Origin of the sequence: Paenibacillus sp. FSL R5-0810, assembly GCF_038002285.1 — a bacterium.
Taxonomy (GTDB): domain Bacteria; phylum Bacillota; class Bacilli; order Paenibacillales; family Paenibacillaceae; genus Paenibacillus_AQ; species Paenibacillus_AQ lactis.
On record NZ_JBBOCF010000001.1, the window covers coordinates 5300257 to 5324615 of the forward strand.

The following is a 24359-nucleotide window of genomic DNA, read 5'->3' on the forward strand; positions in this document are numbered from 1 at the left end:
CCTCCCTTAATCATGGATTCTCCCGGTCTATACGCATATCAGAAAACGCTTACACCGGTGAGCATCTTTATTCTATCGGAGATCATGAACCGATGAACAGGCACGATTTTTTTGGTAGGGTCTCATTATTTCGGGTGTCCGAACCATAGGAGAGGTCAAGTTTTAACTTTAGGTGGGCATAATGGAACCATTGCTTGTTAACGGAAAGGAGGGATATGCATGTCTAAGGAAATGGATCATTCCTGTGTCATCTTGCCGGAAGAGCAAGCGCCCGAGGATATGCGGCATTGTGAGCGCTGCGAGCTGTACAAACAGCGGAATCGTGTCATCTGGGGGGAAGGCGATCCGCATAGCTCGCTGATGATGATCTTGGATAATCCGGGAGCCCGGGAGGACCGGGAAGGCAATCCGTTCTTGTGCGGGACTCGGGAGACCCTCCAACTCGGCATGGGGGAAGCGGGTATCGATATTCACTCGGTATACGTCACTTATTTGCTGAAACGCCGGCCAATCCGCGCTTACGATAAGCCTGCCACCCGTGCAGCATGCCTGCCGCATCTGCAGGCGCAGCTCCTTCAGAAGCAGCCGCTCGTACTATTTGGCTTTGGGAACGTCGTGGTCGAAGGATTATTCCCGCAGAAGAAGAACGCCACCGTTAAGGAGCTGCGGGGGAGCTGGCATGAGTTTGAAGGAATCCCGATCGGCTTTACCTATCACCCGCTGGCCGTAAGAAGGAGACCCAATTTGCTAAGGTTCTTTGTCGAGGATTTGAAGGGTTTGAGGGAGAAGTGGGAGAAGAGGGGAGGCAGGGGGAGGTAGGTATTACATCATTTTTGTGGCAGGGTCTCTTCGGAAATCCGGCGCTGAGGTCAATCTTGTATTTCATAGCGATAGGGTCCCGCCAAATTGGTGGTGGCCCATTTTCGATACTTCGTGAATCTATCCCGGAGACGGTCCTCTTAAGCCAGTTGACTGGTTTTGCATAACAATGCCATGACTGGCTATTAGTGCGTATTAATAAACTTTGCAACCTTTTTCTAGGTTTGGGTGTTTTTATATATGTACTTGTGTAATTCCTTATTTAAGATACATTCGGTAGTCCGGCACAGCAGTACAGTTCAAGCATTTGTACTGCTTTTTTCATGAAATTTGGCAGGAGGGGCTAGATATGAAACGAAAAAGGTATGCTATTTCTTTGATCATTTTATTCATAATTGTTTATGTTTCCGTCGGCGCATGGATCTCCCATGACACTAAGATCATATTGGTCAAAGCAATGAGTGGGGCTGCTGACTATAAGGACTATATGAATACTACGACATATCAAAAAATCAACCCAGTAGAACGTGAAATGACGACAAAGCCTTATGAGTACGATAGAAAATTTCATGATGTCGGTTTTGTGTTCCCATTGCATTTCTTTTTTAGATCAAAGGCTTATGTAAATCAGTTTTATTCAAAAGGGGATTTTGGATTCAGGGAGCCGGTTAGGTTAAGTCTGAAATTAAAATCTGGGAAATGGTACGCTACGGATGTTTATATTAAACCTTAATTAACGAATGAACAGTCTCGATCCCTTACCATCCATATAATTAGGGCCCTCTTAGGAATGAGAGGGCCCTGATTTATTAGATTGTGCGCTCTTAAATCCGGAGCAGACACCGGTTGTCTACCACATTACATGATCACCCGGGCCTACAATAGTCAGAACGAATGCCGTTCCTCGTTTTCTGCACAGTCATCCATCCCCCGCTAGGAAAGCGTTTCTGCTGCATCTGGCTACATGAATGAAAGTTAAGCTTCCCGACGATGCAATTTTCAATTGCCGGGTTTACGGAAAGGGTGTACACTGAGTGCCGAAGTGACCATTATAGAACAGGGTGTGTTTCATATTTTCAGACTGCGCCAATTCTATTTAAATCATTTGAAGCGAAAGATGTTCAATAAAATCGTCGTGCTGTACTCAACCGTCATGATCGTGCTGTTTGCGATTGCGGCAACGCTGGTTTATCAATACCAGGAACAGCGCATACTCCGTGAGCAGACCGATGCGAATCTCAAATCCGCGCATGTGCTGAACATTTATTTGAGCCGGCAGTATGAAGGCATACAGAATATATTTCAGCAGATTTACGGAGATGCCACGCTAAGCGATGAGCTGATCTATTTTCTAAACCACGAATATGAGAGTTACCTGAAATACCGGCTGGATTTGTACACCAGGGCAGGAGAGCAGCGATTACGGTCTTTCAATACCTTGATAAGAAATTATCTGGAACAGGAATCAAGCGCTAGAAGCGTCTCGATCTACAGCTATCCGAACAATTTTTACATGCATATCAGCCGGACCAACCAGCAGTTGAATAATGATGCCGGTTCCAAGAACAAGTGGGAGACCTGGTTTGCCCGCCGGGAGCAGCACAGCTGGGATACCATGCCTCCAAACGAATCCTCGCGTTCATCCGGAGGCTCCAGTCCAAGATCGTATTCCTATTCCAGAGAACTGAAGGACCCCTGGACCCTGAATCGGGTGGGGATGATGAATGTGGAGTTCGACGCCCGGCAAATTTCATCCTGGCTGGAGAGCCGAGCTTCGGTCAAAGGCCGGATTATGGTGATGAATGCACAGGGAACGGTCATTTACGATTCGGAGGATGAGTATTACGGGCAAACCTACCCCTACCGTTTGGAGCAGGAAAAAGCCGGGGATTGGGTGCAGCTGGATGAACCCTCCAAAGTGAACATATTGAATGTCAGCAATGCGGGCTTGTCGGTGGTGGGGATTGTGTCGCAATCCCTGATCAAAGAAAGCACGGAAAGTTTAAGAACGGGACTGATTCTGGTCACCCTTCTGTTTATAGCGGCCAGTTTTGCGATCACGGTTACGATCATTCGCAGGTTCTCCAAGAAAGTGCAGCGGATTATCCGTTCGATGAACCGGATCGGCGAAGGCGATCTGTCGACGCGCATTCAGATGTCCGGCGAAGATGAGCTGCAGCAGATTTCCCGCCGGTTTAACGACATGGGCGACCGTTTGGAGCAATATATCGATAAAATGTATACCTCGGAAATTAAGCAAAAAAACGCGGAGCTGGTTGCCCTGCAATCCCAGATCAACCCCCATTTTCTATACAATACGCTCGAGTCCATTCGCATGAAGGCGTACTTTGTGGGCGCGAAGGAAGTGGGGCAAATGATATACAGCTTGTCGGTGATGTTCAAGAACATGGTGAAAAAAAGCACGGTGGTTACCGTTGAAGAGGAAATGGACATGTGTTCCGTTTACCTCGACTTGTTCCGCATTCGCTATGAAGGACGGCTGGAGACGGAAATCGAGGTGGATCCGGAGATCCAAAATGCCAGCATCATCAAGCTGCTGGTCCAGCCGATCGTGGAGAACTATATCGTTCACGGATTCCGTCCGCTGGAAGACAACAATAAAATTTCGGTCCATGCCCGCCGGGCGGGGGACCGGGTCGTCATCATCGTATCCGACAACGGAACGGGCATACCGGAGGAAAAGCTGGCCCAAATCCGCAGCACGCTGGACAAGGTTCTCCAGCCTCCCGACAAGGGATACCGTTCGATCGGACTGATGAACGTGCACGAGCGAATCGTGCTGAATTACGGAAGTGATTACGGAGTGACCATCAACAGCACGGAAGGACAGGGAACCGAGGTCCGCATGGAAATACCGATGCTGCGCAAGGGGGAGACGACATGAGGAAGGTGTTTTTTGTTGATGACGAGCCTTTAATTGCACAGGGATTGGCCACCATCGTGGATTGGCAGAATTATGACCTGCATGTGTCAGGTTCGGCCAACGATGGGGTGCAAGCGCTTGAGCGGCTAAGGGAAGATCCTGTGGATCTGCTGATCACGGACATTATGATGCCCAGAATGAACGGGCTGGAACTGATCAAGAAGGTAAAAGAAATGCATCCCCGCACCAAATTCATTGTGCTGAGCGGTTACGAAGAATTTGAATATGTGAAGGTGGGGATCACGCTCGGCATTCAGAATTATATTCTGAAGCCGATCAGCATCGAGGAGCTGGAAGCGACGATTAAGCATATCCGCGGCGATTGGGAGCGCGAGGAATTGAGCCGCTTTCGCTCCGAGGAGGATTGGAGGATCCTGCGCAGCAATATTTTGCAGCGGTGGGTTAACGGCGATATCAAGAGCTCGGAATTAAAGCAGAGAGCTGAGCTTCTCGGAATTCCGCTCAATTATGCGTCTTACCAGGTGTATGTTCTGCGGCTCATATCCGATGAGCGCCCGGTGTCCCAGCTCTATCGCTTGACCAGCCTAGCCGACGAATGCAGCCGGGCTTTTTCGGAAGTGCTTGGGGGAGACCACGAGGTAATCTGTTTCCCTGATGCGGATGACGACATCGTTGTGATGTCGGCCGCGAGGAATGAACGGAGGGACGCGGAGCGGGAGGGCATAAGAAATGCCATGGCCCGGCTGCGGGAGCTGACGGGCTTGCGCATTTGGTGCTCCGAAGGCAATGCAGGATTCAATGATTTCAAAGATATTCAAGCGAGCTACAGGAAGGCGAAGGACCTCTTCAACGCCTGCCTGATTGCCGGAGATGACATGCTCCTATACAGTCCGGCTGCGGAACCGGAGGCCGTTCAGGCTTCTTCGCCGTCCGCTCGTCCCGACACGTTCGCGAAGCTGCTGATCGAAGGAGACATTCCCTCCCTGCAGGCTTATATCGAGTCCGTTCTGGGCGGTGACAGCAGGGAACCGATGCTCCCTCGGGAGACCTGCTTGAATGCAGCAGTCCAGCTGATGGTTGCGGCGAAGGATATGGAGAAAAACCCCGATTACAGCGAGGTATTTACGCCAATGCACCGGATTAATACGCTCCAGGGGCTCCGCAATCATGTATGGCGCATCGTCGAACGCAGTCTTGCGCGCCTGGAAGAAGCGGAGCAGGGCTATAGCCCGCATGTCTCGTTTCTTGTGGAGCAGGTGCAGCATCACTATCCGGAAGAGCTTTCCCTGAAGACGCTGAGCCAGCGGCTGCAGATGCATCCGAATTATTTAGGCCAGCTGTTTCAGCAGGAAGTCGGCGCCAGCTTCTCGGATTATTTGAACCAATACCGCATCGAGAAAGCCACGCAGCTCCTGTTGCATACCGATCAAAAGACGGCGGATATTGCGTTCAGCGTAGGTTATACGGATAGCTCGTACTTTTACAGACAGTTCAAAAAATATACGGGCGTATCTCCGACCGAGATGAGATCCATGTATCGGATCTAAATCGACGGGGAAACCAATTGCGACAGGCTCAGGGCTTATAACCCTCGGCCTGTTTTTTGTTAAAACCCGACTTTTTGAACACGCACTTATAAGGGATTCTTTAATTTGTCCATCCCGTTCTAGTATTTTTCAACTTGAGCGCGATAGCGCTTACTTGGCACAATGATAGTAGTTAAGGGCAAGTGATAGAATAGCGCATCGATAAAGATCATGGGGATCTTCTACTGCAGTCGCATCACTTGTATTTAACAGGGAAGAGGAGGAGTGCTCATGTCGGGGTTCATCAAAAAGGTCATACGCAACCGGTTTATGCTGCTGATGATCCTGCCCGGAACCATATGGTTTCTTATCTTTGCTTACTTGCCTATGTTCGGTACCGTTCTCGCTTTTAAGGACTTCCGCATTAGCCCGGACGGTTTTTTTGCCAGCGTGCTCAACAGCGAATGGGTAGGGTTCAAAAACTTCGAATATCTGTTTACAACCAATGATGCTTATATCATTACAAGGAATACGATTCTGTACAACCTGGCTTTTATCATTCTAGGCTTGATCATTGCAGTGGGCTTCGCGATCATGCTAAGCGAGCTTGTCAACAAGCGCACGGCTAAGGTATATCAGACCGGCATGTTTTTGCCGCATTTTTTGTCGTGGGTTATCATTAGTTATTTTGCGTTCACGTTTCTTAGCGTCGACAAAGGGACGCTCAATCAAATCATCACGTATTTCGGGGGAGAGCCGATCAGCTGGTATTCGGAAGCGAAGTATTGGCCCTTCATTCTCGTTTTTGTCGGCATCTGGAAAGGCGTAGGCTACAACAGCGTTATCTATCTTGCGGCTATTACAGGGATCGACAAGTCTTATTATGAAGCGGCCGTCATTGACGGAGCCAGCAAGTGGAAGCAGGTGCGGTACATCACGATTCCGCTGCTGAAGCCGCTTATGATTATCCTGACCATACTCGCAATCGGCGGCATCTTCCGTTCCGATTTCGGATTGTTCTACCAGCTTCCGAAGGATTCGGGCGCGCTGTACCCGGTTACGAACGTCATCGATACCTTCGTCTACCGCGGGCTGATGAACATGGGAGACATCGGCATGAGTACGGCAGCGGGCTTGTACCAATCATTTGTAGGCTTGATTCTGATTCTGGTTGCCAACTATATCGTTCGTAAAATTGAAAAAGATCATGCGATCTTCTAATCCGAGGGAGGTGCACCATCATGTCGCAGCTATCCACGCAGCCTGCCGGTCAGCCGGCAAAGCGTTCAAGAAAGAGAGACTATAACGCCATCTCCCCATTGTGGAATACGATTTTCAATATCGTGATCGGCCTCTTCTCGTTTTCCTGTATCTTTCCGTTTCTATTTGTTATTATTATTTCCCTGACGGACGAACAGACGCTGGTTTCGGAAGGCTTCAGGCTGTTGCCAAGTCAGTTCAGCACGGCAGCGTATGAATATATTTTCGAAACGGGCAGCGAGCTTTTGTCCTCATTCGGCTTAACGCTTTTGATCACGGTGCTGGGGACGCTGGTGAGTCTGGCATTGGTTACGACTTATGCCTATGCATTGTCCCGTCGAAATTTTGAATTCAGAGGCTTCTTCAGCTTCCTTGCATTCTTCACCATGCTGTTCTCAGGCGGAATGGTGCCTGGTTATATCGTGATGACCCAGTTCCTGCATCTGCAGAACACCATCTGGGCGTTGATCTTTCCTTTATCCTTGAGCGCGTTCTCCATCATTGTCATGAGGACTTTCTTCCAGACGACGATTCCGGATGAAATTATCGAGTCCGCCAAAATCGATGGGGCCGGCGAGTTTCTGACCTTTATCCGAATCGTGCTGCCGGTTTCGCTCCCGGGGATTGCAACCATTGGTTTGTTCAGCTCTCTGGGGTACTGGAACGACTGGTTTAACGCCTTGCTGTATTATAACGATCCACAAGCGACGCCGCCGCTGCAGTTCATGCTGATGAAGATCGAGAAGAACATGGACTTTCTGACGCAGAATGCGCAGAATATCGGTTCCTTCGACGCAGCAGCAAGCCTGCCGACGGAGACGGTAAGAATGGCGATGGTCGTATTGGCGACCCTGCCGATTGTTATGGCGTATCCGTTCTTCCAGCGGTATTTTGTCCAGGGCCTGACGGTAGGCTCAGTCAAAGGCTAATTTCATAAGGTTGTACCCGCATCGCACACGGCCGGAGTAATCCGGCTTTCACGTCTGAGGTGTGTAAGCGGTGTCAATATAGCATTAACCATTAAGTGATACAGGGGGAAAACACATGTTTAAGAAAAAGGCTTCTATACTGTCCCTTGCTCTTGTGCTTTTGCTCACGGTCGTATTATCGGCTTGCGGCGGCAAGGAAGGCGCTAAGTCTGGCGAGCCCGCGAAGGAAGAGGCGGCCATTCAGAGCGACGGCACGGTGGATGCATCCAAGCTGGACCCGGTCAAGCTCAAAATGTACATGATCGGGCCTAACCAGAAGGATCTTCCTAAGGTTCAAGAGGAGATCAATAAATACCTGACGGAGAAAATCAACGCTACGATCGAGATCAACATGATCGACTGGGGCGATTACAGCCAGCGGATGCAAGTCATTACCAGCTCCGGCGAGAATTACGACATCGCCTTCACCAGCTCATGGGCATTTGATTATCTTCCAAACGCGGCCAAGGGTGCCTTCAAGCCGCTGAATGACTTGCTTGATCAGTATGGACAAGGCATCAAGGAAGCGCTGGATCCTCGTTTCCTCGAAGGAACGAAGGTGAATGGCGTGAACTATGGCATCCCGGCCAATAAGGAGCTGGCACAGCAGTTTGTATGGCGTTTCAACAAGAAGTATCTGGATAAGTACAACCTGGACATTTCCAACGTGACAACGCTTGAGGATCTGGAGCCGCTTTTGAAAACGATTAAAGAGAACGAGCCGGCGGATATTACACCGCTCGCCGTACCGAAAAGCTTTAAGCCGTACTTGCCGGTTGACTTCCCGCTTGGTGATGAAATTCCGATCGGCATGTACCTTGATACCAAAGACTTTAAATTTGTGAATCTGCTGGATACACCTGAACTGAAATCGGCTTTGGCCACGATGCGCAAATACTATAAAGCGGGTTATGTGCGCGAGGATGTAGCGACGCTGGACGGCATTGATAATATCAAGACCGGCAAATGGCTCGTGGACCGCGAGATTACGCAGCCATATGCAGAGCTCGGCTGGTCCAGAAACGCAGGATATGACATTGTGACAAGACCGATGCACGATCCGGTGATTTACACCAGCTCCGCAGCGGGTTCGATGATGGCGATTTCTTCGTACTCCAAAAATCCGGAGCGGGCCATGATGTTCTTGAACCTGCTGAACACGGATGAGAAACTGCGTAATATGATTCAATACGGTTTGGAAGGAACGCATTACAAGAAGCTTGAAGGGCCATACATCGAGGATATGCCTGCAATGCAGGAAAACTATGCAATGCCTGGATTTGCGCTCGGCAATATGTTCCTGACGTACCTTCATGAAGGCGAGCCTGAAGACAAGTGGGAAGCATTCGAGAAATTTAACAGCTCCGCTGTAGTAGCTCCTACATTCGGCTTTAACTTCGATACGGCTCCGGTCAAAACAGAAGTTGCGGCCGTGACGAACGTAGCGAAGGAATTCATCCCTGCACTGTATACCGGCTCCATCGATCCTGACGAATACTTGCCAAAAGCAAAACAAAAATTCCAGGATGCTGGAATCGACAAAGTTATCGCTGAGGCTCAAAAGCAGTTCGATGAGTGGAAGGCAGCTCAGAACAAGTAAGGCATAAGAGTAGTTGAAGAGTAGAAACGGCTGATGATAGCCGTTTCTCTCAATTTATCATCACGCTCCTGTAAAATACTAGAAAAACTGCATGATCATTATCCGTATAGGAGGTTTTTTGAGTGAAAAAAATCAAACCGGGTTATTTTACTAAAGCTCAGTGGAAGCGAAGAATGACCGTATGGATGAGCACAGCCGTGCTGGCAGCATCCCTGACGGGTTTTGCTGGAGAAGCCGAAGCGGCGCAGCCTCATTCGTCCTATTGGTATCCGAACACGCTGCTGGAATGGTCGCCGTCAACCGATAAGGATGCGCTTTTTAACCGGGGAACGGTGAAGCTGGAGACCAAGCGGGTTCAGGGCCATAAGGTCAACAGCCATGCCAAGGAGGAAGTGAAGGTACTATCGATTGCTTCCATGTATCCAAGCACAAGCGGTGCTCCTTCCCAAGGCTCGGAGAAGTTCCATACGTATACGTTCAGTAATTGGCAGTATATCGACAAGCTGGTAATGTGGGGCGGCTCGGCAGGTGAAGGCTTGATCGTTCCGCCAAGCGCCGACGTGATCGATGCAGCCCACAAGAATGGCGTGCCTGTATTTGGAACCGTTTTCTTGCCGCAAACCGAGCATGGAGGCAAAATCCAGTGGCTGCATGATCTGTTACAGCAGCGGGAGGACGGATCCTTCCCGGTTGCAGACAAACTGATTGAGGTTGCTGCATATTACGGATTTGACGGCTGGTTCATCAATCAGGAAACGCAAGGCGGAACGCCTGAGGATGCCGCCAAGATGGCTGAATTTTTAACATATCTTCAGCAGAAGAAAGCACCGGGCATGGAAGTGATCTGGTACGATTCCATGATCAAGGACGGGCCGGTGAAGTGGCAGGGGGCTTTGACGGACCAGAACAAGATGTTCTTCCAGGCGGGAAATCAGCGCGTTTCCGACAATATGTTTATCGATTTCCGCTGGCAGTTCAAGGACGAGAAGAACGGCAAATACGATTATATCACGCCATTCTTGAACTCCCCGGCGAAGGCGGCCGAGCTTGGCCGCAGTCCGTATGATCTGTACGCCGGAATCGATGTGGAGGCAAACGGCTACGAAAGCAGGTTTAATTGGCCGGTCGTGTTCCCGGAAGGCAAGAAAGCGACCACTTCCCTCGGCATTTACCGTCCGGATTGGGCGTTCAACAGCTCTGAGACGCATGAGGAATATATGAACAAGGAGCAGATTTTCTGGGCTGGGCCCCGCATGAACCCGGCGAATACCTCCCAGCCTGAAGGAAGCGACCCGCTCGCCTGGAGAGGGATTGCCCATGATGTCGTTGCCAAAACGGTGCTGACCGGTTCCGAGTTCGTCACCCATTTTAATACGGGGAACGGCCATATGTTCGCGGTGGACGGCAAAGTGATGCGGAGCAGCGATTGGAGCAACCGGAGTCTGCAGGATATTTTGCCGACCTGGCGCTGGATCACGGAAACCAACGGCAAGGGCGAAGCCCTCAAGCCTGGATTTGATTTCAGCAAATCCTACTACGGAGGCAGCTCGCTTCAGGTAGAAGGTCCCGTTAGCAAAGGCTCCTCTACCCATGTCAAGCTGTATAAGGCGAATATCCCGGTAGAAGCGACGACGGAAGTATCGCTTGTTTATACGGACAATGCGAAGGACGCCAAGGTGAAGATCGGTTTGGCCTTCTCCGATGCGCCGGATGACTATGTGCTCTTCGAGCCGTCCAAGTGGACCCAGGCGGGCGCGAATCAGGATTGGAAGCAGGGAAGCGTCAGACTGAACAAGTTCAAAGGACGTACGATTGCGGGAATTTCGCTTCAATTCGAATCCGCGGCGGATATGGCCAACTATCAGGCCAATATCGGCAAACTGGCCGTTTCGCAGGTGAATGATAAGGCGAAGAAGCCGCATCAGGTGAGCGATCTGCAGGTGATCGAGAACGACTTCCGCGACGGGATCTATGGGGATGCGCGATTGTCCTGGAAGGCACCGAAACAGGCGGAGGACGTAATGTATTATCAGGTGTACCGGGTTCATCCGGACGGCAAGTACGAGTTGATGGGCATGACGGGCAACACCGTTTATTATGTGCCTGAAATGAAGCGTCTGCAAAAAGAGCAGTCTACCAAAATGGTCGTGATTCCGGTGAACCGCCATTATGAACAAGGAAAGGCAGCGTCCGTAAGCTTTGACTGGCCGGAATACCCGAAGCCGACGGCAGCCTTCAAGGCGGATAAGACGCTGATCGCACCGGGAGAATCGGTACAATTCACGGATCTTTCATCGGAAGTCACAGAGTCCTGGAGCTGGAGCTTCCCGGGCGGACAGCCGGCGTCCAGCACGGAGCAGAATCCTAAGGTGACCTATCCGGAAGAAGGAACGTTCGAAGTGACGTTAACCGCTAAAAATAGCATTGGCGAGGACGTGGTTCGGAAGAAGCTCATTACGGTTACACGAGAAGCGGAGAATGGCGTTGGCAATCTTGCCCTTGGCAAGCAAACGTCAGCATCCAGCTTCGTGAACGAGAAGGAAGCACCTGCATTTGCGGTTGACGGTAATGCCGCCACCAAATGGTGTGCGGTCGGAGACGGGCCACATTCTCTGACGGTGGATCTCGGAGCTGAGCACAAGATCAGCGAATTCGTGATCAAGCATGCGGAGGCGGGAGGCGAGCCGGCCGCATTCAACACGCGGGCATTCACCGTACAGGTAAGCTCGGACGGCAAGGAATGGAAGGATGCGGTTTCGGTCAAGGACAATACGGAAGCGGTCAGCAGCCATGCCATCGAGCTTACCTCCGCACAGTACGTTCGTCTTCAAGTCGAGAAGGCGACACAAGGCGGGGATACGGCCGCGCGGATTTATGACTTTGAGGTATTGGGCTTGAAATAATATGAATGAGCAAAAGAGCGTTTCCCTAAAGAGGGGAACGCTCTTTTTTAAGCTGCCGGCCAAGTTTATTTCATCAAGGTCTCCATTAGCACAACGAGCTGCTGGCAGGAAGTTCTCTGCCTGTACATGGAAGCGTAATGCGCTAAGGGGGTTTAATCAATGGGTATTATAAGAGCGGGGGACAGGTACAGCAAGTGTGTGAAGCATCGGCTCCTGAGTAGGTAACAGGGATGCTTGCCACTCACAAGTAAATCCTCCGAGCCTCCTCATCGAAGAATTCAATCACACTCCCATAATCGGCAATATCGATCCGGTTCTGCCGCATGATCTTCTGAAGAAAGATGGTATCCGCGAAGATTTTATTTAGAATCGTCTTGCACCATGCCGGAGTGCCTCTAAAGTAGTCCACCAGATGATGAATTTCATCAAACTCAAAATAAAGAACATAGCACACGTAATTCTGCAGCAATATGCTGAAGCAATGATCACGATATGGGATAGAGCGAGTGCCTGCGAGAGCATCTCTCATGATGTCGAATACCGTTGATTTATTTTCCGAGTACATATGGAGCATCTCGTCCACATCATTGATCAGTCGGAGTGCAGCCTCGAAGCCTTCTTCCGGGGGCAAGACCAGCTTGGTCGACTTTCCCTCGATGGACCTAAGCAGCTCAATCGTTAGGTTTTTGCAGGCGGCGATTTCATGGGGAGCTATCATTAATTGATCGCGATGCTTATCGAAATGCTCGATGTAGTAATCATGGTACGCCGAGAAATATGGCTCGATGTGGATGCCGGTTTTCGTATGAACCAAATCCTGACCGTGGAATGAAAAAGCGTAAAGCGTCTCCTCGTTCACCGGGTGGGCATACAGGTAGAAAAAGAGGAAAAAGTCCCTTAATTGAAGCTTCTGTTCATCGCTCAACCGGGAGACACCGTTTAATTGAGACAACTGGAAGTAACAATAATTCTTCATCAAATCATTCATGGCGTTGTACGGATTGCTTCGAACAATGGATGTCGTCGAGTTGATGGTAAACAACAGATAATAGAGTATCTGTTCATCGTAGACGTCCAGCTGCTTAAACGTGTCCGCGAGCACAGGCTTCCAATCCGGGCTCGCAGCATATTGGGGATCTCCCGGCTGTAAATCATACGCCCATTCAACAAAAGCCTGACCGTTGCGATCGACAAAGAATAACGCTGCTCTTTCGTCTTCCAGAACGCCATATTCAAAGCCAACGGTCTGTACCGACGGCAAGCCTCTGTTGAATTTTATATTTAAATATTCATGAAATAGGAGCTGAAGCTTCATTCATCTTACCCTCGATTCTTATCCATTTATTATGGTTAACCGGATGATCTTCAGCCAAGGGCTAGGTAAGGTTAAACACTCGTCCCCAAACCCCAATCCATCGTTAAAAGCCGCTTAAGCTGATCCGCTTGCTCTTCTCCGATCGAGGCGATGATTTTGGCCTCAAGCTTTGCCTTGATCGCTTCGTTGTGCTCAAAGCACTCCTCGCCGAACTGCGTGAGACGGATGCACTTGTCTTTATTGTTATGCTGCGCTCTGCTGACCTCGACCAGTCCTTTGGCTTCCAGATTTTTAATGAATTTATGGGTAGCCTGACGGGAGATATCCACTTGTTTGGCGACATGGGATATCGTCGTTTGTTTCTTATAGATTCTCGCCATAATAAACCATTCGGAGTTCGATATATGAAGGTCATGGCTTTTATGCCACAAGCGGTCGTTTAAGGTGCGGAGAAGGACATGACGTTCGCTTATCAGGTCGATCAGATCCACGGTCTTCACTTCTACATGCATTGGTCATCATTCCTTTCAGCAATTCCTCCACCAATATACAAAAGTTCACGATTCTTCGTCAACTAAGTTGACGATAGTGTATAATAGAGGTACATAGTCAACCAAGTTGACAACGTGAGGAGGACAACAGCATGTTTGAAACGGGTCATTTGGTTATCTATTCAGTTCATGGCATATGCCAAATTGATGGGATCAGCGAGAAAGAAGTCTTGGGCACAACCAGACGCTATTATGAGCTGCATCCGGTAAGCAACGTGAAATTAAAGATTAGCACGCCAGTAGACAACGACAGTCTGCTCATGGTCGAACTGATCGATCGGGAGGAAGCCGAGAAGGTCATGCAATCCTTTAAATCGCCGGGCACGGGATGGATTGAAAAAAATACGGAGCGTTTCCAGACCTACTCCAAATTAATTAGATCAGGCGACCGGGAGGAGATCGCTAACATTATCAACACCTTAATGCGTCACAAGCAGAAGGCCGAAAGCAACAACAAAAAGCTGAACCAACAAGATCAAGTGATGTTAGCTTCGGCTCAAAATATTTTGTTTCAGGAAATGGCAATTGCTTTGGATACATCCTATGAATCGGTATTGGGCAAGGTAAACGGCATGCTGGCGTAAGCGCTGGCTGACCGAAATTCAGCAAGGCGAGGGCAGAGAGACTGTATGTATGCGATCCAGACTTCATTATTACAATAAAAATCACCAATCCGTTATCGGTTGGTGATTTTTTTGTTTCGGACGTTCATTCTCTATTCTATTCGGATAATTATTCACAGAATGTTCACTTATGAAGAGCCTCCCTAAATCGCTAAAATAACACGGTGACACATTAGATGAAGGGTTGATGATAGGAGATGGCAAACCAGAAGGACGTGGAGACAAGACTGCCTAGGAACGGCAAAGAGGGAATATTATTTTTATTGATCGTATCGATTATTTCGGTCAACACGATCGCGCCGATCATTATTGGATTGGAGCGCGGGTTCAGCAAAGAGGTTTATCTGGATAGTCTAAAAGTGATTCCTATCATGTGGGTCATCGTCGTGTTATGCGTGAAGCTGATCGCTGGCCCGATTGTTGGCAAGATGATGCCTAAATTCTTGGGGCAGACTGATGGGTTCAATGCAAGAGTATTATTAAATATTGTGCTCAATGTAACGGTATTATCACTTCTTCTCTCCATTATTGGCCCCATGGTAGGTACCAAACACATCAGTTTGGATCCGTTTAAAAACTTCCTCCATACCTGGCCACGAAACTTCGGCATTGCGTTCTGGATTGAAGTGTTGATCGCACAGCCTATCGCAAGATACGCGATGAAGGTTCTGCACTCAAGACAGGCAAGCAAAGCATCGAGCATACAAGCGTAAGATCGTGAGGCCGTCGATTCGTCGATGGCCTTCTGTTGTCCGTAAGGGATCAACCAAACGGAATCAGGCCGCGCTCACATCTAATTAGTCTGGAATTGACACCTCCCTGTTCCCCTACTAAGATAGAAAAAATATATATATCGCAGATGGAAATGAACGAGAGGATCCTGCTTTTCCGAAACGGACATTCAAGGAGCATAGGAGCTTACCATCTCGATAATGAATGAAGACCAAAATTCGAATATAAATGTATTAATGTGGGATGTAACCCTTACAGAAATAAAGAAATGATGCGACCGTAAACCAATATTGCAGGAGGAAGAGCCAGATGGTTAACGATCTACAAGGCGAAGCGAATATGTCGCCGATGGTGGGGATGTTATATTCCGCGGTGAAAGAAAACAGCCAGCGACTTCAGTTGATTACGAAGGACATGTCGCAGGAAGAAGTCGATTACAAGGGGCCCGATGGCAGCTTTAACAGCACCGCTCAATTAATGAGACATATCCTGTATGTTGATTTGAATTGGGTGTACCGGATGAAAGGGGAGCCGCTCCCTCATTCGTTACAAGAACAATACGGTCCCATGATCGATGTGAACAACCGGCTGCCGATGATCCAAGGCAAGTCGCTCAACATGCTGATATCGGAGTATGAAGAGGTGTTAAGCATGCTGAAAGACATCTGTACCCAATTGCAGGATGCTGATTTAGATCGGGTGGTCACCTTTGGTCATGAGAATGAAAAGCAAGCAACGATTCGCTGGGGATTGTGGCATATGGCTGACCATAACCGCTATCATCAGGCGCATATTAATCTGCTAAGAAAATGGTATGCAGAGCATTCGCCTTCAAAATAAAGGGACATCAAGTTTAAAAAATTGGGCATCTGCAGATGTAACCTTTTATGCGAAGCGGAAAGGGGGGCCAGGATGCGGTGCCGAGATTTCAACCAGAATGCGGTACGTCTGGCCGATCTTTCATCGATATGTGGGAGAATAGGCTGGAATTGCGTACATCCTCAAAAAAACCTATTATGGCTGGAAGTTAAGCAATGACGCGTGCCGAGGCAACCGCACTGTTGGTAAGAATGCTGAAAGTGACTGACCCGATTGATAAATAATGAAGCAACGCAAACAACCATTGATGACATGAACGTCTTCGATGGTTGTTTTCTTTTGTTCACGTGCACCGACATATCAATTCTCATAGATAAATTCTTTAAGGCTGTTCAGATTTTATTCAGACTGCCTCTATATAATGTAGTGGCGTGTATTCCTATAATTCGACAGTGACTTTGAATAAGATCCTCGGTCCAACAAATTTCGTATTTAGGAATCTAACAGAGTATGTAGCCTAGATTTAAAAGGATGGAGATTATGTGAGGGGTATTTTAACTATTCTGCATAATTACTTAAGCGAAGCGGCTGTTGGAAAAGGAAAACACGAGGCTTACAAATATGATGAAAAAGATAGGAGGAAAGAAAAACGTGTTTAAATCTAGCAACAAGCCTCGTAAGAAAAAGCATGCAGCATTGTTCCTGGCTTGCGTTCTTACTATTGGTGGTTTTCCGGTAGGAGCTGCTAAAGCTTCAGTCTACGCGGCTGATACAGAACAAGCCTTAATTACCACATCCGGGGGTACGACCAGCTATGATGTTGTTGACGGGGGAACTCCGACCGGGGTAGTTATTGATCCGGAGGTTCTGATTCTTAACTCTCCCGATACGGCTAACTTGGATGCTGCAACGGTAATGATTGAAAATTTCCAGACCGGAGATACATTATCATATACCTTGGCTGCGGGAATTACAGCAAAAAGAAATACCCCCGATAACGGCGTTCTAATGTTTACGGGAAAGGCTTCAGCAGAAGCTTATACGCAAACATTATCCAGTGTTAAGTTCTCGACGACGTCCAGCGATAAATCAGTGAGAACTATTAAATTTACCTTAGGCGATGCCCTTCCTTATGAAGGTAACGGTCACTTTTACAAATATGTAAATAAGGGCAGCTCAATTACTTGGGATAAAGCGAAGCAAGAAGCTGAGGGTATGACTTATTTTGGACGGCAAGGGTACCTGGTCACGATTACAGACGCCAAGGAGAATGAGTTCGTAAAAGAAAAGACTCTAGGCTTGGGCTGGATTGGCGCACAGGATATCGAACGTAAAGATGGTGGACCTAGGAAAACTGGTGACTGGCGTTGGGTAACCGGCCCAGAAGGTGAAAAGGATAGCGGTAATGGCTTGAAATTCTATGAAGGCTATTATCAAACCTCTGGGAAGCCAGTAGACGGAGCGTATACCAACTGGGACGCTCAGGAGCCTAATGATTACAGCAATAAGGAATATGTAGCTCATATTTTTTCATCTGGTCAACAAGCAGGGAAGTGGAATGATTATCCGAATGATAACAACGTTACAGGATACGTCATTGAATTCGGTGGTATGTCAACTGACACCAATTACGAGGTTATCGCCGAGAAATCCGTAGCTTTTGTTAACATTACCGAACTGAAGAAGGCGGTTGAGCAACTCAGCCAATTGAAAGAAGAAGACTACATGGAAGACGAGTGGCCAGCGTATCAGCAGGCACTGGAACAAGCCAAAGCAGTGCTTGAAAACAGAAACAAAACGCAAGAGCAAGTAAATAAAGCGCTTGAGGCCCTAAAGGCAGCGGAAGATCAACTGAAGACCCGGATTAAAATCACGCAGCCGGCTGGCAGCAGCGCATACGTAGCCAAGCCTGAGTTTAAAGGTGAGTCTGCTCCTGGTGCGGATGTTACTGTGGAGATTAAAGATAAAGACGGCAATGTGATTGGTACGCCTACCGTCAAAGTGAATGCTGACGGGACTTGGAGCTTTAAGCCTGCACAGGATCTGGCGGATGGGGACTACGTGGTTGAAGTGACAGCCACGAAGAACGGAGAGTCCAATACTGCAACCAAAAATGTGACGGTGGACACGACCAAGCCTCAGCTTGCGATCACCGAACCAACCGGTGAGCTGGTATCCGTGGCTAAGCCGGAAGTCAAGGGAATCGCAGACCCGGATGCCAAAGTAACCGTAGAACTGAAGGATGAGAACGGAAATGTCATTGAGTCTCGAGAGGTAGAAGTGGACAGCAATGGCAACTGGAGCTTCATTCCAACGGCGGAGCTGGCGGATGGTAAATATACGGTCGATGTAACGGCAGTTAAGGACGGCAAAGTGTCCAACGAATCCAAGACGATCGTGGTGGATGCATCCGAAAATTCCCACCTCATCGGCTTGGAGCTGAACAACAGCAACGATGGTACACCGATTGGTCTGTCACCTGAGTTTGCTGAAAATACTCGTGAGTACACCGCATCCGTTTCTGCTGCAACGTACAGCGTCTATCTAACACCAACGCTGGACGAGCTGGCTGGCCTGGATCCGAATGCCAAGATTGAGATTTCACTCAATGGTGGTACCTGGATGGATGCAGCTGACGGTAAGGCAAGCGATCATTTGCTTTTAAAAGAAGGCAGCAACACCATTGAAGTCAAGGTAACCGTAAACGGTAGAGAGACGATTTATAAACTAACCGTATATCGAGCGTTCAGTGGCGGAGGAGATAACAACAATGGAGGCGGAAACGGAGGAGGCGGAAGCACGCCGGGAACAACTCCAACACCTCAGCCGGAAACTCCAAAGAGCAATCTGGATGTCCGAGTGGACGGCAATGACAATCCATTTGCCACCGGTACCACGACAGTTACGGATGGCCGTACCGTAACCTCAGTGAAGGTAGATCAGGGCAAGCTGGTTGATGCAATATCCAAGAGCACAGATCCGAAGCTGGCTATTCACTCGCCGAATGAAGGTGACCTGACAGTTGGCGGCTTGACTGCGGATAATCTGAAGCAACTCGGCGATAAGGGCGCAAGCTTGGAAATCAGCAACCCGCTCGCCATCTATCCGGTTCCAGCTGGTAAAATGAATCTGTCTTCCGTAGCCGGGCAGCTTGGAAATGCCGCGCTTGGTGATATCGTAGTCCGTATCGACATTAAGCGTGCTTCGGAAGCCGTGACCGCATCTGCCAAGAGCAAGGCGACATCGGCAGGCTATGAGCTGCTGGTCGATCCAATCGATCTCGACCTGACGTTTGCTCACGAAGGAAAGAACGTGAGATCCGGTCAGCTGAGCGGATATGCGGCGAAATATATCGCTCTTCCGGAGGGCATCGACCCTAACCGGATCACAACAGGGGTTGTAGTCAACCCTGACGGCAGTGTGTACCATCTGCCAACTGTCGTAACGAAGATCAATAACCGTTATTTTGCTCAAATTAACGATCTCCGCAGCAGCGGAACCTATTCGATCATCTGGAATCCGCAGGATTTCGATGATGTGAGAACACACTGGGGCAAAGCGGATGTGAATAATATCGCAGCAAGACTGGATTTGAAGGGCAATGGGAATAACACATTCTCGCCGGACCGCAGCGTTACGCGCTCCGAGTTTGCAGAGATGGTGGTTCTCGGTTTAGGCTTGATGCGTCCTGAGGCTCCACAGATGAGGTTCCCGGATGTTCCGGCAACAATCTGGTATCGTAATGCGATTGCGATCGCCGATGAATTCGATATTGTCCGCGGTTATGACGATGGCAACTTCGTCGGCGGCCGGCAAATTACGAGAGAGGAAGGGTTCGCCATGGTAGCCCGGGCTCATCGCCTGATTCTCTCTCAGAATGCAGTAGAACAGGATACTTCTGTTCTGGCTCAATATAGAGATGGAGATAACGTAGCGAAATGGGCTAAAGCCGACGTAGCGCAATTGATCTCCGCAGGCATCATTCGCGGGAACGGTCCGGATCATCTTAGTCCGAAAGCGCAAATGACACGCGTCGAAGTCACCGCACTGATTGCAAGAATGCTGAAAGTGACGAACCTGATCGATAAGTAATAAAGCAACGCAAAACAACCATTGATGACATGAACGTCGTCAATGGTTGTTTTTCTATTTAGATACGGTGACCTATTGTTAAGCGGCGTGACGAACGATCGAACTTGAAATATAAATCACGGAGGTATCAGATGCGTATAACGTGCAGATCCTTTATCAATGGAAACATAGGGTGGTAAGCGGAGCAGATTCCAGGCGTGTCCCATCGATTTAGAGTCTCCATCGGAACCTCTATTAACAGAGTGGGTTAAATCGAGAAATTTATTACTTTTGGCTTATTAAGAGAAGAAGTACGGTCAATCGGCTGGATTTTAAATAGGAGAAGAAGTAAGATATGGTTGTAAAAATATAGATATTCAATTGGAAAAACATTAGATTCCATTGTTGCTCCGGCAGTCACCGACTGATGAATTTGAACAGAATGAAAGGGGAAGCCATGCGAAGAATCGTAGGTGCGTTGTTGATGCTTGCAGGCGTCGGGTTTGTAACATTCGCTGCAATACAATATTTCGAACATCAAGCAAGCCTGAAGGAAGCCATGGCGGAAGCGAATACGCTGATTTCTCAGCCGCAAACCATAGATCATTTGGATGATAAGGGTGTTGATCCAGCCTCGCAGCGTGATCCTATGGCCGAGAGATCCCAGTTTGATCCAAGTCCGAACGATGTGATCGGGATGCTGGAAGTTCCAAAGCTGGAAGCCGAGCTTCCGATTATCGAGGGCACGGATGAGGAGATGCTTGAAAGAGGAGTCGGGCATTATAGCTCTACCGCATTTCCACTAGACGATGAACAGATTCTGCTGTCAGGCCATCGGGACACGGTGTTCCGGAACTTCGACAAGCTGGCGGTTGGGGATCGATTCATCGTAAAGCTGCCGTATGGGACATTTGAATACGAGATCCGAAGCACGGATATTGTAGACAAGGACGATACATCGGTTATTCGATCGATGGGATCCGAGGTGCTGGTCGTTTCCACCTGTTATCCGTTCCGCTATTTAGGCAATGCGCCGGATCGTTTTATCTTCTATGCATATCCGGTTGGAGATGAGCAGACCACCTAGTTTTTCATTAACCAAAAAATTAATGCAAATGGCGTAGATGTCTCACAATCCAATTAAGGATTGTGAGATTTTTATGTTATCCCGCTTTTTTGCAGTCTGCGCTTTTTCAAGTGATCAACATAGACGGTAATGAAATAGGGGAAGGGCCGTACTAATCCAGCGAGATGGTTTGCAATTCGGATAGAAGATAATCTCTCTCCTTGGGATCGCCAATATGAATGGCTGCTTCCTTGGCGAGTTGGAGGTATTCCATCATGGAATTTATATTCTGATCAATCATGTAAGCCCTCGCAATGGCTTCATAAGCAAACGCCAAATCGAAATCACCGATATGATTCTCCAAGCACAGTTTAAGCGAGTTTTTCCCGTGGAATAAAGCGCTCTCGAACATGCCGAGCACGGCATATACCCGCGAGATTTGCCATTCGCCTCTTGAGAATTGAAGGGGGGTGCCGATCTCGCCCCAGTGATAGCGGGAAGCATGGGCCATGTGGATCATCTGGAGATCGTCTTCCCAGGACCTGTCCGCTTTTTCAATCAAATCCCATGCGGCATTAAAATTCGTTACCGCTTGTTGCTTGTGCCATTCAAGCACGGTCAGCTTCTCGCTCATGTCTGCTCCTCCTGCAATTCAACATATTAAGTCGACTTAATCTCATCAAGAATAATGCAAAGTTGCAGGACGGCACAAGGAAATTCATCGGAATGGCCCGATTTCCGCACGTTTCCATAAGTCGTAATACTTCCGCCCTGTTCGCAGGAAGCGACGTGTGTGATGATAAGTGCATCCAAGGTTCACGGCCACATGGCCTGGAACCGAACACACCTTCAGGCTATTGCGATCCTTCCTTCTATTTCAAATTGAGCGAATTAGGGTCGCAGCTTCCCTGAGGGATGTTGATTAAGAGAGGAGGCATCCAGGCTATCTTGTACCTTCCTTCTAAACTACCTTTCACGTATTTAGGGCAAGGCTTTCCTGGAATCCTGATGATAAATAATACCATCTATTTACGAAGAGCGAATAAACTTATGGTGGAGCGAGGGCAAGGGGAGAGCCGGCTTTCGGAAGCGGTTTTGGCCACTGCCCTGAAAAATATCGAGTTTCTTGGATTTACGTTCTCCCACCCATTGATGCACGTCATTCGTACATTATCCATGGAGCAGTTTTCCGAATTCTATGCCCAGCTAGTCGCTGACCTTAGCGTTATGGTCGGTGCACATGTGGAGTATCAGCCGATGTATCCCGGATTCCCGCAGCAAGTGATGGAGGAAGACGATGCAGCGCTGTATCTGAATGCGGTCTACCATTATCTTACGCTGGAGGCTCCCGATCATCCTGGTGTGGTAAGACCTACTTTGCTGGATAAAACCCAGCTGACCGTCATCGAGCTTGGAAGCCAAGCCGAGTTCCATATGATGATCCAGCAACTAATTCAAGCCAAGACGTCCATTTCGGACACGGACCGGCAGGACATCGATACCGCGATCGCGAATGCCGAGCCGGAGGAGCTGGAAGAGCTGCTTCCTTCCGAAATTCCGTTCAAGGAAAACGCCGCCTTCGTCGCAAGCTCCTTGCTGAAGCATGACAAGGCAAACATCAACCTGATCGAGCGCTACTTCAAGACGGCAACGGATGTATTGCGTCTGGCAGCGGCTTGGTCGGGGGGCGATGTCAGCCTTACCGCGCCTGTGCGCTTCCGTAAATTCAAGCGCCCGGAAAGACGGCTGCTGCTCGGATTGCTGGAGCGATGCCACCCGATAACGGAGGATATGCTGAGATTTAAAGACCGCTGGATTCGCCTTGGCGAGATTCTACACCCTTCCGAATACAAGTCGCGTTTTCCGCGTGCGGAAGAAGCCTTCGATATCTTGCGCAATAACAAGCCCTTTACGACCTTCAACGGCAGCGTAGAGCTCGCCTTCCGCTATGATCAAGTCTGGTCCCTCATCGATCTCTTGATGAAGCGTCCCGGCGAATTCGCGAGACGGCTGGATCAGCTGCTGCGCTCGACCGAGCATACAGAGTATGTCGTGCTTGCATTCGGAGAAGTCGCGGATCAAGTGTCGACGCCGGTGTTATTGCAGGTGAAGTCTCATTTTGCCCGCCGCCATGAGCCGAGCGACCTTCGCATCTTCTTCCCGAAAGGCAATGTGGCCAAGGCGTTTGCGGTTCCGAATAAGCTTCCGAAGGTGGATCCTGGGGCTTGCGAGGACATCGTGAACCTATGCGACCAGGTACTGATCCAGCGATTCTCCGAGCTGCCGCCGCTTGGGAAGACCTATGTCGATCAACGGTTGCAGCACTACCATGTTCCGTTCTCCCAAAGATCGGCCAGCAAAGCTTTGCGTACGCTCGTACGCGGAAGCCGCATCCCGATGGGGGATGGGGATACCATCCGGTTCTTCAGCTGGTGGAAAGAGGGAATGGTCGACGGCCAACCGACCGGCCGCGTGGATATCGACCTGTCCGCAGTGATGTATGACGGGAACTGGCAGTATGTGGAGCATATTTCGTATACGAATCTGCGGTCGTCCAAGTACCGTGCCGTGCACAGCGGAGACATCGTATCCGCCCCGCAGGGCGCATGCGAATTCATTGATCTCCATATCCCTTCCATCGTCCAGTACGGCGGGCGCTACATCGTGGCAACCCTTCATTCTTATACGAGTCAGCCGTATTGCGAGCTGCCGGAGTGCTTCACGGGCTGGATGATGCGTAAAAAACCCGGCTCCGGGGAAATCTTCGAGCCTGCCACGGTGGTCAATAAACTCGATGTCACCGCCGACACGCAGATTGCGATTCCCGTTATCCTTGATCTGATGGAGCGCACGGTCATTTGGACCGATCTGTCCTTGACGCGGCATCCGCACTACTATAACAATGTCGAAGGGAACCAGAAGGGAATGGTTCTGATGGGGAAAGCCATGACGGCGCTTCGGAAACCGGACCTGTACGATCTGTTTGTGCTCCATGCGAAGGCACGGGGCGAGTGCGTCGAACAGAAAGATGAGGCCGAAACGGTTTTTTCGGTGGATCATGGAACCACGCCGTTTGATATCGAGCAGATTATGGCGGAATACCTGGTTTAATCGCATATGCTTGATGAGGGCACCTATTGACGGTGCTCTTTTTTCTTCACGAACACATATTGAAATCAGGATGAATTAGGATCATCGCTA

At 49.2% G+C, this 24359-nt stretch carries 17 protein-coding genes; 14 read left to right on the forward strand and 3 right to left on the reverse strand.

What is annotated here, in order from left to right; genetic code table 11:
- Positions 1–219: 219 nt before the first annotated feature.
- The 8 genes from MKX76_RS23540 to MKX76_RS23575 all read left to right on the forward strand — a co-directional run bounded on the left by MKX76_RS23540 (position 220) and on the right by MKX76_RS23575 (position 11981).
- Positions 220–819, forward strand: coding sequence for a uracil-DNA glycosylase (locus MKX76_RS23540; RefSeq protein WP_341034695.1), 600 nt, complete (start codon positions 220–222; stop codon positions 817–819).
- Between the two features lie 349 nt (positions 820–1168).
- Positions 1169–1552, forward strand: coding sequence for a hypothetical protein (locus MKX76_RS23545; RefSeq protein WP_341034696.1), 384 nt, complete (start codon positions 1169–1171; stop codon positions 1550–1552).
- Between the two features lie 309 nt (positions 1553–1861).
- The gene (locus MKX76_RS23550; RefSeq protein WP_341034697.1) at positions 1862–3724 is read left to right on the forward strand and encodes a sensor histidine kinase; all 1863 of its coding nucleotides are present in this window, start codon (positions 1862–1864) and stop codon (positions 3722–3724) included.
- The gene (locus tag MKX76_RS23555) at positions 3721–5271 is read left to right on the forward strand and encodes a response regulator transcription factor (RefSeq protein ID WP_341034698.1); all 1551 of its coding nucleotides are present in this window, start codon (positions 3721–3723) and stop codon (positions 5269–5271) included. The genes MKX76_RS23550 and MKX76_RS23555 overlap by 4 nt, the downstream gene beginning before the upstream one ends.
- Positions 5272–5541: 270 nt before the next feature.
- Positions 5542–6471 carry an ABC transporter permease gene (locus tag MKX76_RS23560; protein WP_341034699.1) on the forward strand — a complete coding sequence of 310 codons (930 nt, stop codon included), beginning with the start codon at positions 5542–5544 and terminating at the stop codon, positions 6469–6471.
- A 20-nt stretch (positions 6472–6491) separates the two neighbouring features.
- Positions 6492–7439 (forward strand): carbohydrate ABC transporter permease, encoded by a 948-nt coding sequence (locus MKX76_RS23565; protein ID WP_213616819.1) that lies wholly within the window; start codon positions 6492–6494, stop codon positions 7437–7439.
- Positions 7440–7554: 115 nt separating this feature from the next.
- Positions 7555–9078 (forward strand): ABC transporter substrate-binding protein, encoded by a 1524-nt coding sequence (locus MKX76_RS23570; protein WP_007129076.1) that lies wholly within the window; start codon positions 7555–7557, stop codon positions 9076–9078.
- A 122-nt stretch (positions 9079–9200) separates the two neighbouring features.
- Positions 9201–11981, forward strand: a complete 2781-nt coding sequence (locus MKX76_RS23575) for an endo-beta-N-acetylglucosaminidase (RefSeq protein WP_341034700.1) — start codon at positions 9201–9203, stop codon at positions 11979–11981.
- Positions 11982–12222: 241 nt separating this feature from the next.
- On the opposite strand, the gene MKX76_RS23580 is transcribed toward MKX76_RS23575, so the two are convergent.
- On the reverse strand, positions 12223–13296 hold the full coding sequence (locus MKX76_RS23580; RefSeq protein ID WP_210094101.1) for a hypothetical protein: 1074 nt from the start codon (positions 13294–13296) through the stop codon (positions 12223–12225).
- 71 nt (positions 13297–13367) lie between these two features.
- A complete protein-coding gene (locus MKX76_RS23585) occupies positions 13368–13808 on the reverse strand; it encodes a MarR family winged helix-turn-helix transcriptional regulator (protein WP_210094100.1) in 441 nt (146 codons plus the stop codon).
- A 131-nt stretch (positions 13809–13939) separates the two neighbouring features.
- Between MKX76_RS23585 and MKX76_RS23590 the strand changes: the two genes are divergently transcribed.
- The 5 genes from MKX76_RS23590 to MKX76_RS23610 all read left to right on the forward strand — a co-directional run bounded on the left by MKX76_RS23590 (position 13940) and on the right by MKX76_RS23610 (position 21179).
- Positions 13940–14431 (forward strand): CarD family transcriptional regulator, encoded by a 492-nt coding sequence (locus MKX76_RS23590; RefSeq protein WP_007129072.1) that lies wholly within the window; start codon positions 13940–13942, stop codon positions 14429–14431.
- A gap of 236 nt (positions 14432–14667) precedes the next feature.
- On the forward strand, positions 14668–15183 hold the full coding sequence (locus MKX76_RS23595) for a hypothetical protein (protein ID WP_341034701.1): 516 nt from the start codon (positions 14668–14670) through the stop codon (positions 15181–15183).
- 328 nt (positions 15184–15511) lie between these two features.
- Positions 15512–16042 (forward strand): DinB family protein, encoded by a 531-nt coding sequence (locus MKX76_RS23600; protein ID WP_341034702.1) that lies wholly within the window; start codon positions 15512–15514, stop codon positions 16040–16042.
- 600 nt (positions 16043–16642) lie between these two features.
- Positions 16643–20113 (forward strand): S-layer homology domain-containing protein, encoded by a 3471-nt coding sequence (locus MKX76_RS23605; RefSeq protein ID WP_341034703.1) that lies wholly within the window; start codon positions 16643–16645, stop codon positions 20111–20113.
- A 436-nt stretch (positions 20114–20549) separates the two neighbouring features.
- Complete coding sequence (locus tag MKX76_RS23610; RefSeq protein WP_341034704.1) at positions 20550–21179, forward strand: class D sortase; 630 nt, start codon at positions 20550–20552, stop codon at positions 21177–21179.
- A 151-nt stretch (positions 21180–21330) separates the two neighbouring features.
- Here the strand turns inward: MKX76_RS23610 and MKX76_RS23615 are convergent, their stop codons facing one another.
- On the reverse strand, positions 21331–21792 hold the full coding sequence (locus MKX76_RS23615) for a hypothetical protein (RefSeq protein ID WP_210094095.1): 462 nt from the start codon (positions 21790–21792) through the stop codon (positions 21331–21333).
- Between the two features lie 416 nt (positions 21793–22208).
- On the opposite strand from MKX76_RS23615, the gene MKX76_RS23620 reads away from it, so the two are divergent.
- Entirely contained in the window at positions 22209–24269 is a 2061-nt protein-coding gene (locus tag MKX76_RS23620; RefSeq protein WP_432806791.1) for a TerD family protein, read from the forward strand.
- Positions 24270–24359 lie beyond the last annotated feature (90 nt).

Bases quoted from the DNA above. Each gene is read 5' to 3' on its own strand.
- MKX76_RS23540 (WP_341034695.1), top strand. From the start codon at position 220: ATGTCTAAGGAAATGGATCATTCCTGTGTCATCTTGCCGGAAGAGCAA.
- MKX76_RS23545 (WP_341034696.1), top strand. From the start codon at position 1,169: ATGAAACGAAAAAGGTATGCTATTTCTTTGATCATTTTATTCATAATT.
- MKX76_RS23555 (WP_341034698.1), top strand. From the start codon at position 3,721: ATGAGGAAGGTGTTTTTTGTTGATGACGAGCCTTTAATTGCACAGGGA.
- MKX76_RS23560 (WP_341034699.1), top strand. From the start codon at position 5,542: ATGTCGGGGTTCATCAAAAAGGTCATACGCAACCGGTTTATGCTGCTG.
- MKX76_RS23565 (WP_213616819.1), top strand. From the start codon at position 6,492: ATGTCGCAGCTATCCACGCAGCCTGCCGGTCAGCCGGCAAAGCGTTCA.
- MKX76_RS23570 (WP_007129076.1), top strand. From the start codon at position 7,555: ATGTTTAAGAAAAAGGCTTCTATACTGTCCCTTGCTCTTGTGCTTTTG.
- MKX76_RS23580 (WP_210094101.1), bottom strand. From the start codon at position 13,296: ATGAAGCTTCAGCTCCTATTTCATGAATATTTAAATATAAAATTCAAC.
- MKX76_RS23585 (WP_210094100.1), bottom strand. From the start codon at position 13,808: ATGCATGTAGAAGTGAAGACCGTGGATCTGATCGACCTGATAAGCGAA.
- MKX76_RS23590 (WP_007129072.1), top strand. From the start codon at position 13,940: ATGTTTGAAACGGGTCATTTGGTTATCTATTCAGTTCATGGCATATGC.
- MKX76_RS23595 (WP_341034701.1), top strand. From the start codon at position 14,668: ATGGCAAACCAGAAGGACGTGGAGACAAGACTGCCTAGGAACGGCAAA.
- MKX76_RS23600 (WP_341034702.1), top strand. From the start codon at position 15,512: ATGGTTAACGATCTACAAGGCGAAGCGAATATGTCGCCGATGGTGGGG.
- MKX76_RS23605 (WP_341034703.1), top strand. From the start codon at position 16,643: ATGATGAAAAAGATAGGAGGAAAGAAAAACGTGTTTAAATCTAGCAAC.
- MKX76_RS23610 (WP_341034704.1), top strand. From the start codon at position 20,550: ATGCGAAGAATCGTAGGTGCGTTGTTGATGCTTGCAGGCGTCGGGTTT.
- MKX76_RS23615 (WP_210094095.1), bottom strand. From the start codon at position 21,792: ATGAGCGAGAAGCTGACCGTGCTTGAATGGCACAAGCAACAAGCGGTA.
- MKX76_RS23620 (WP_432806791.1), top strand. From the start codon at position 22,209: ATGGTGGAGCGAGGGCAAGGGGAGAGCCGGCTTTCGGAAGCGGTTTTG.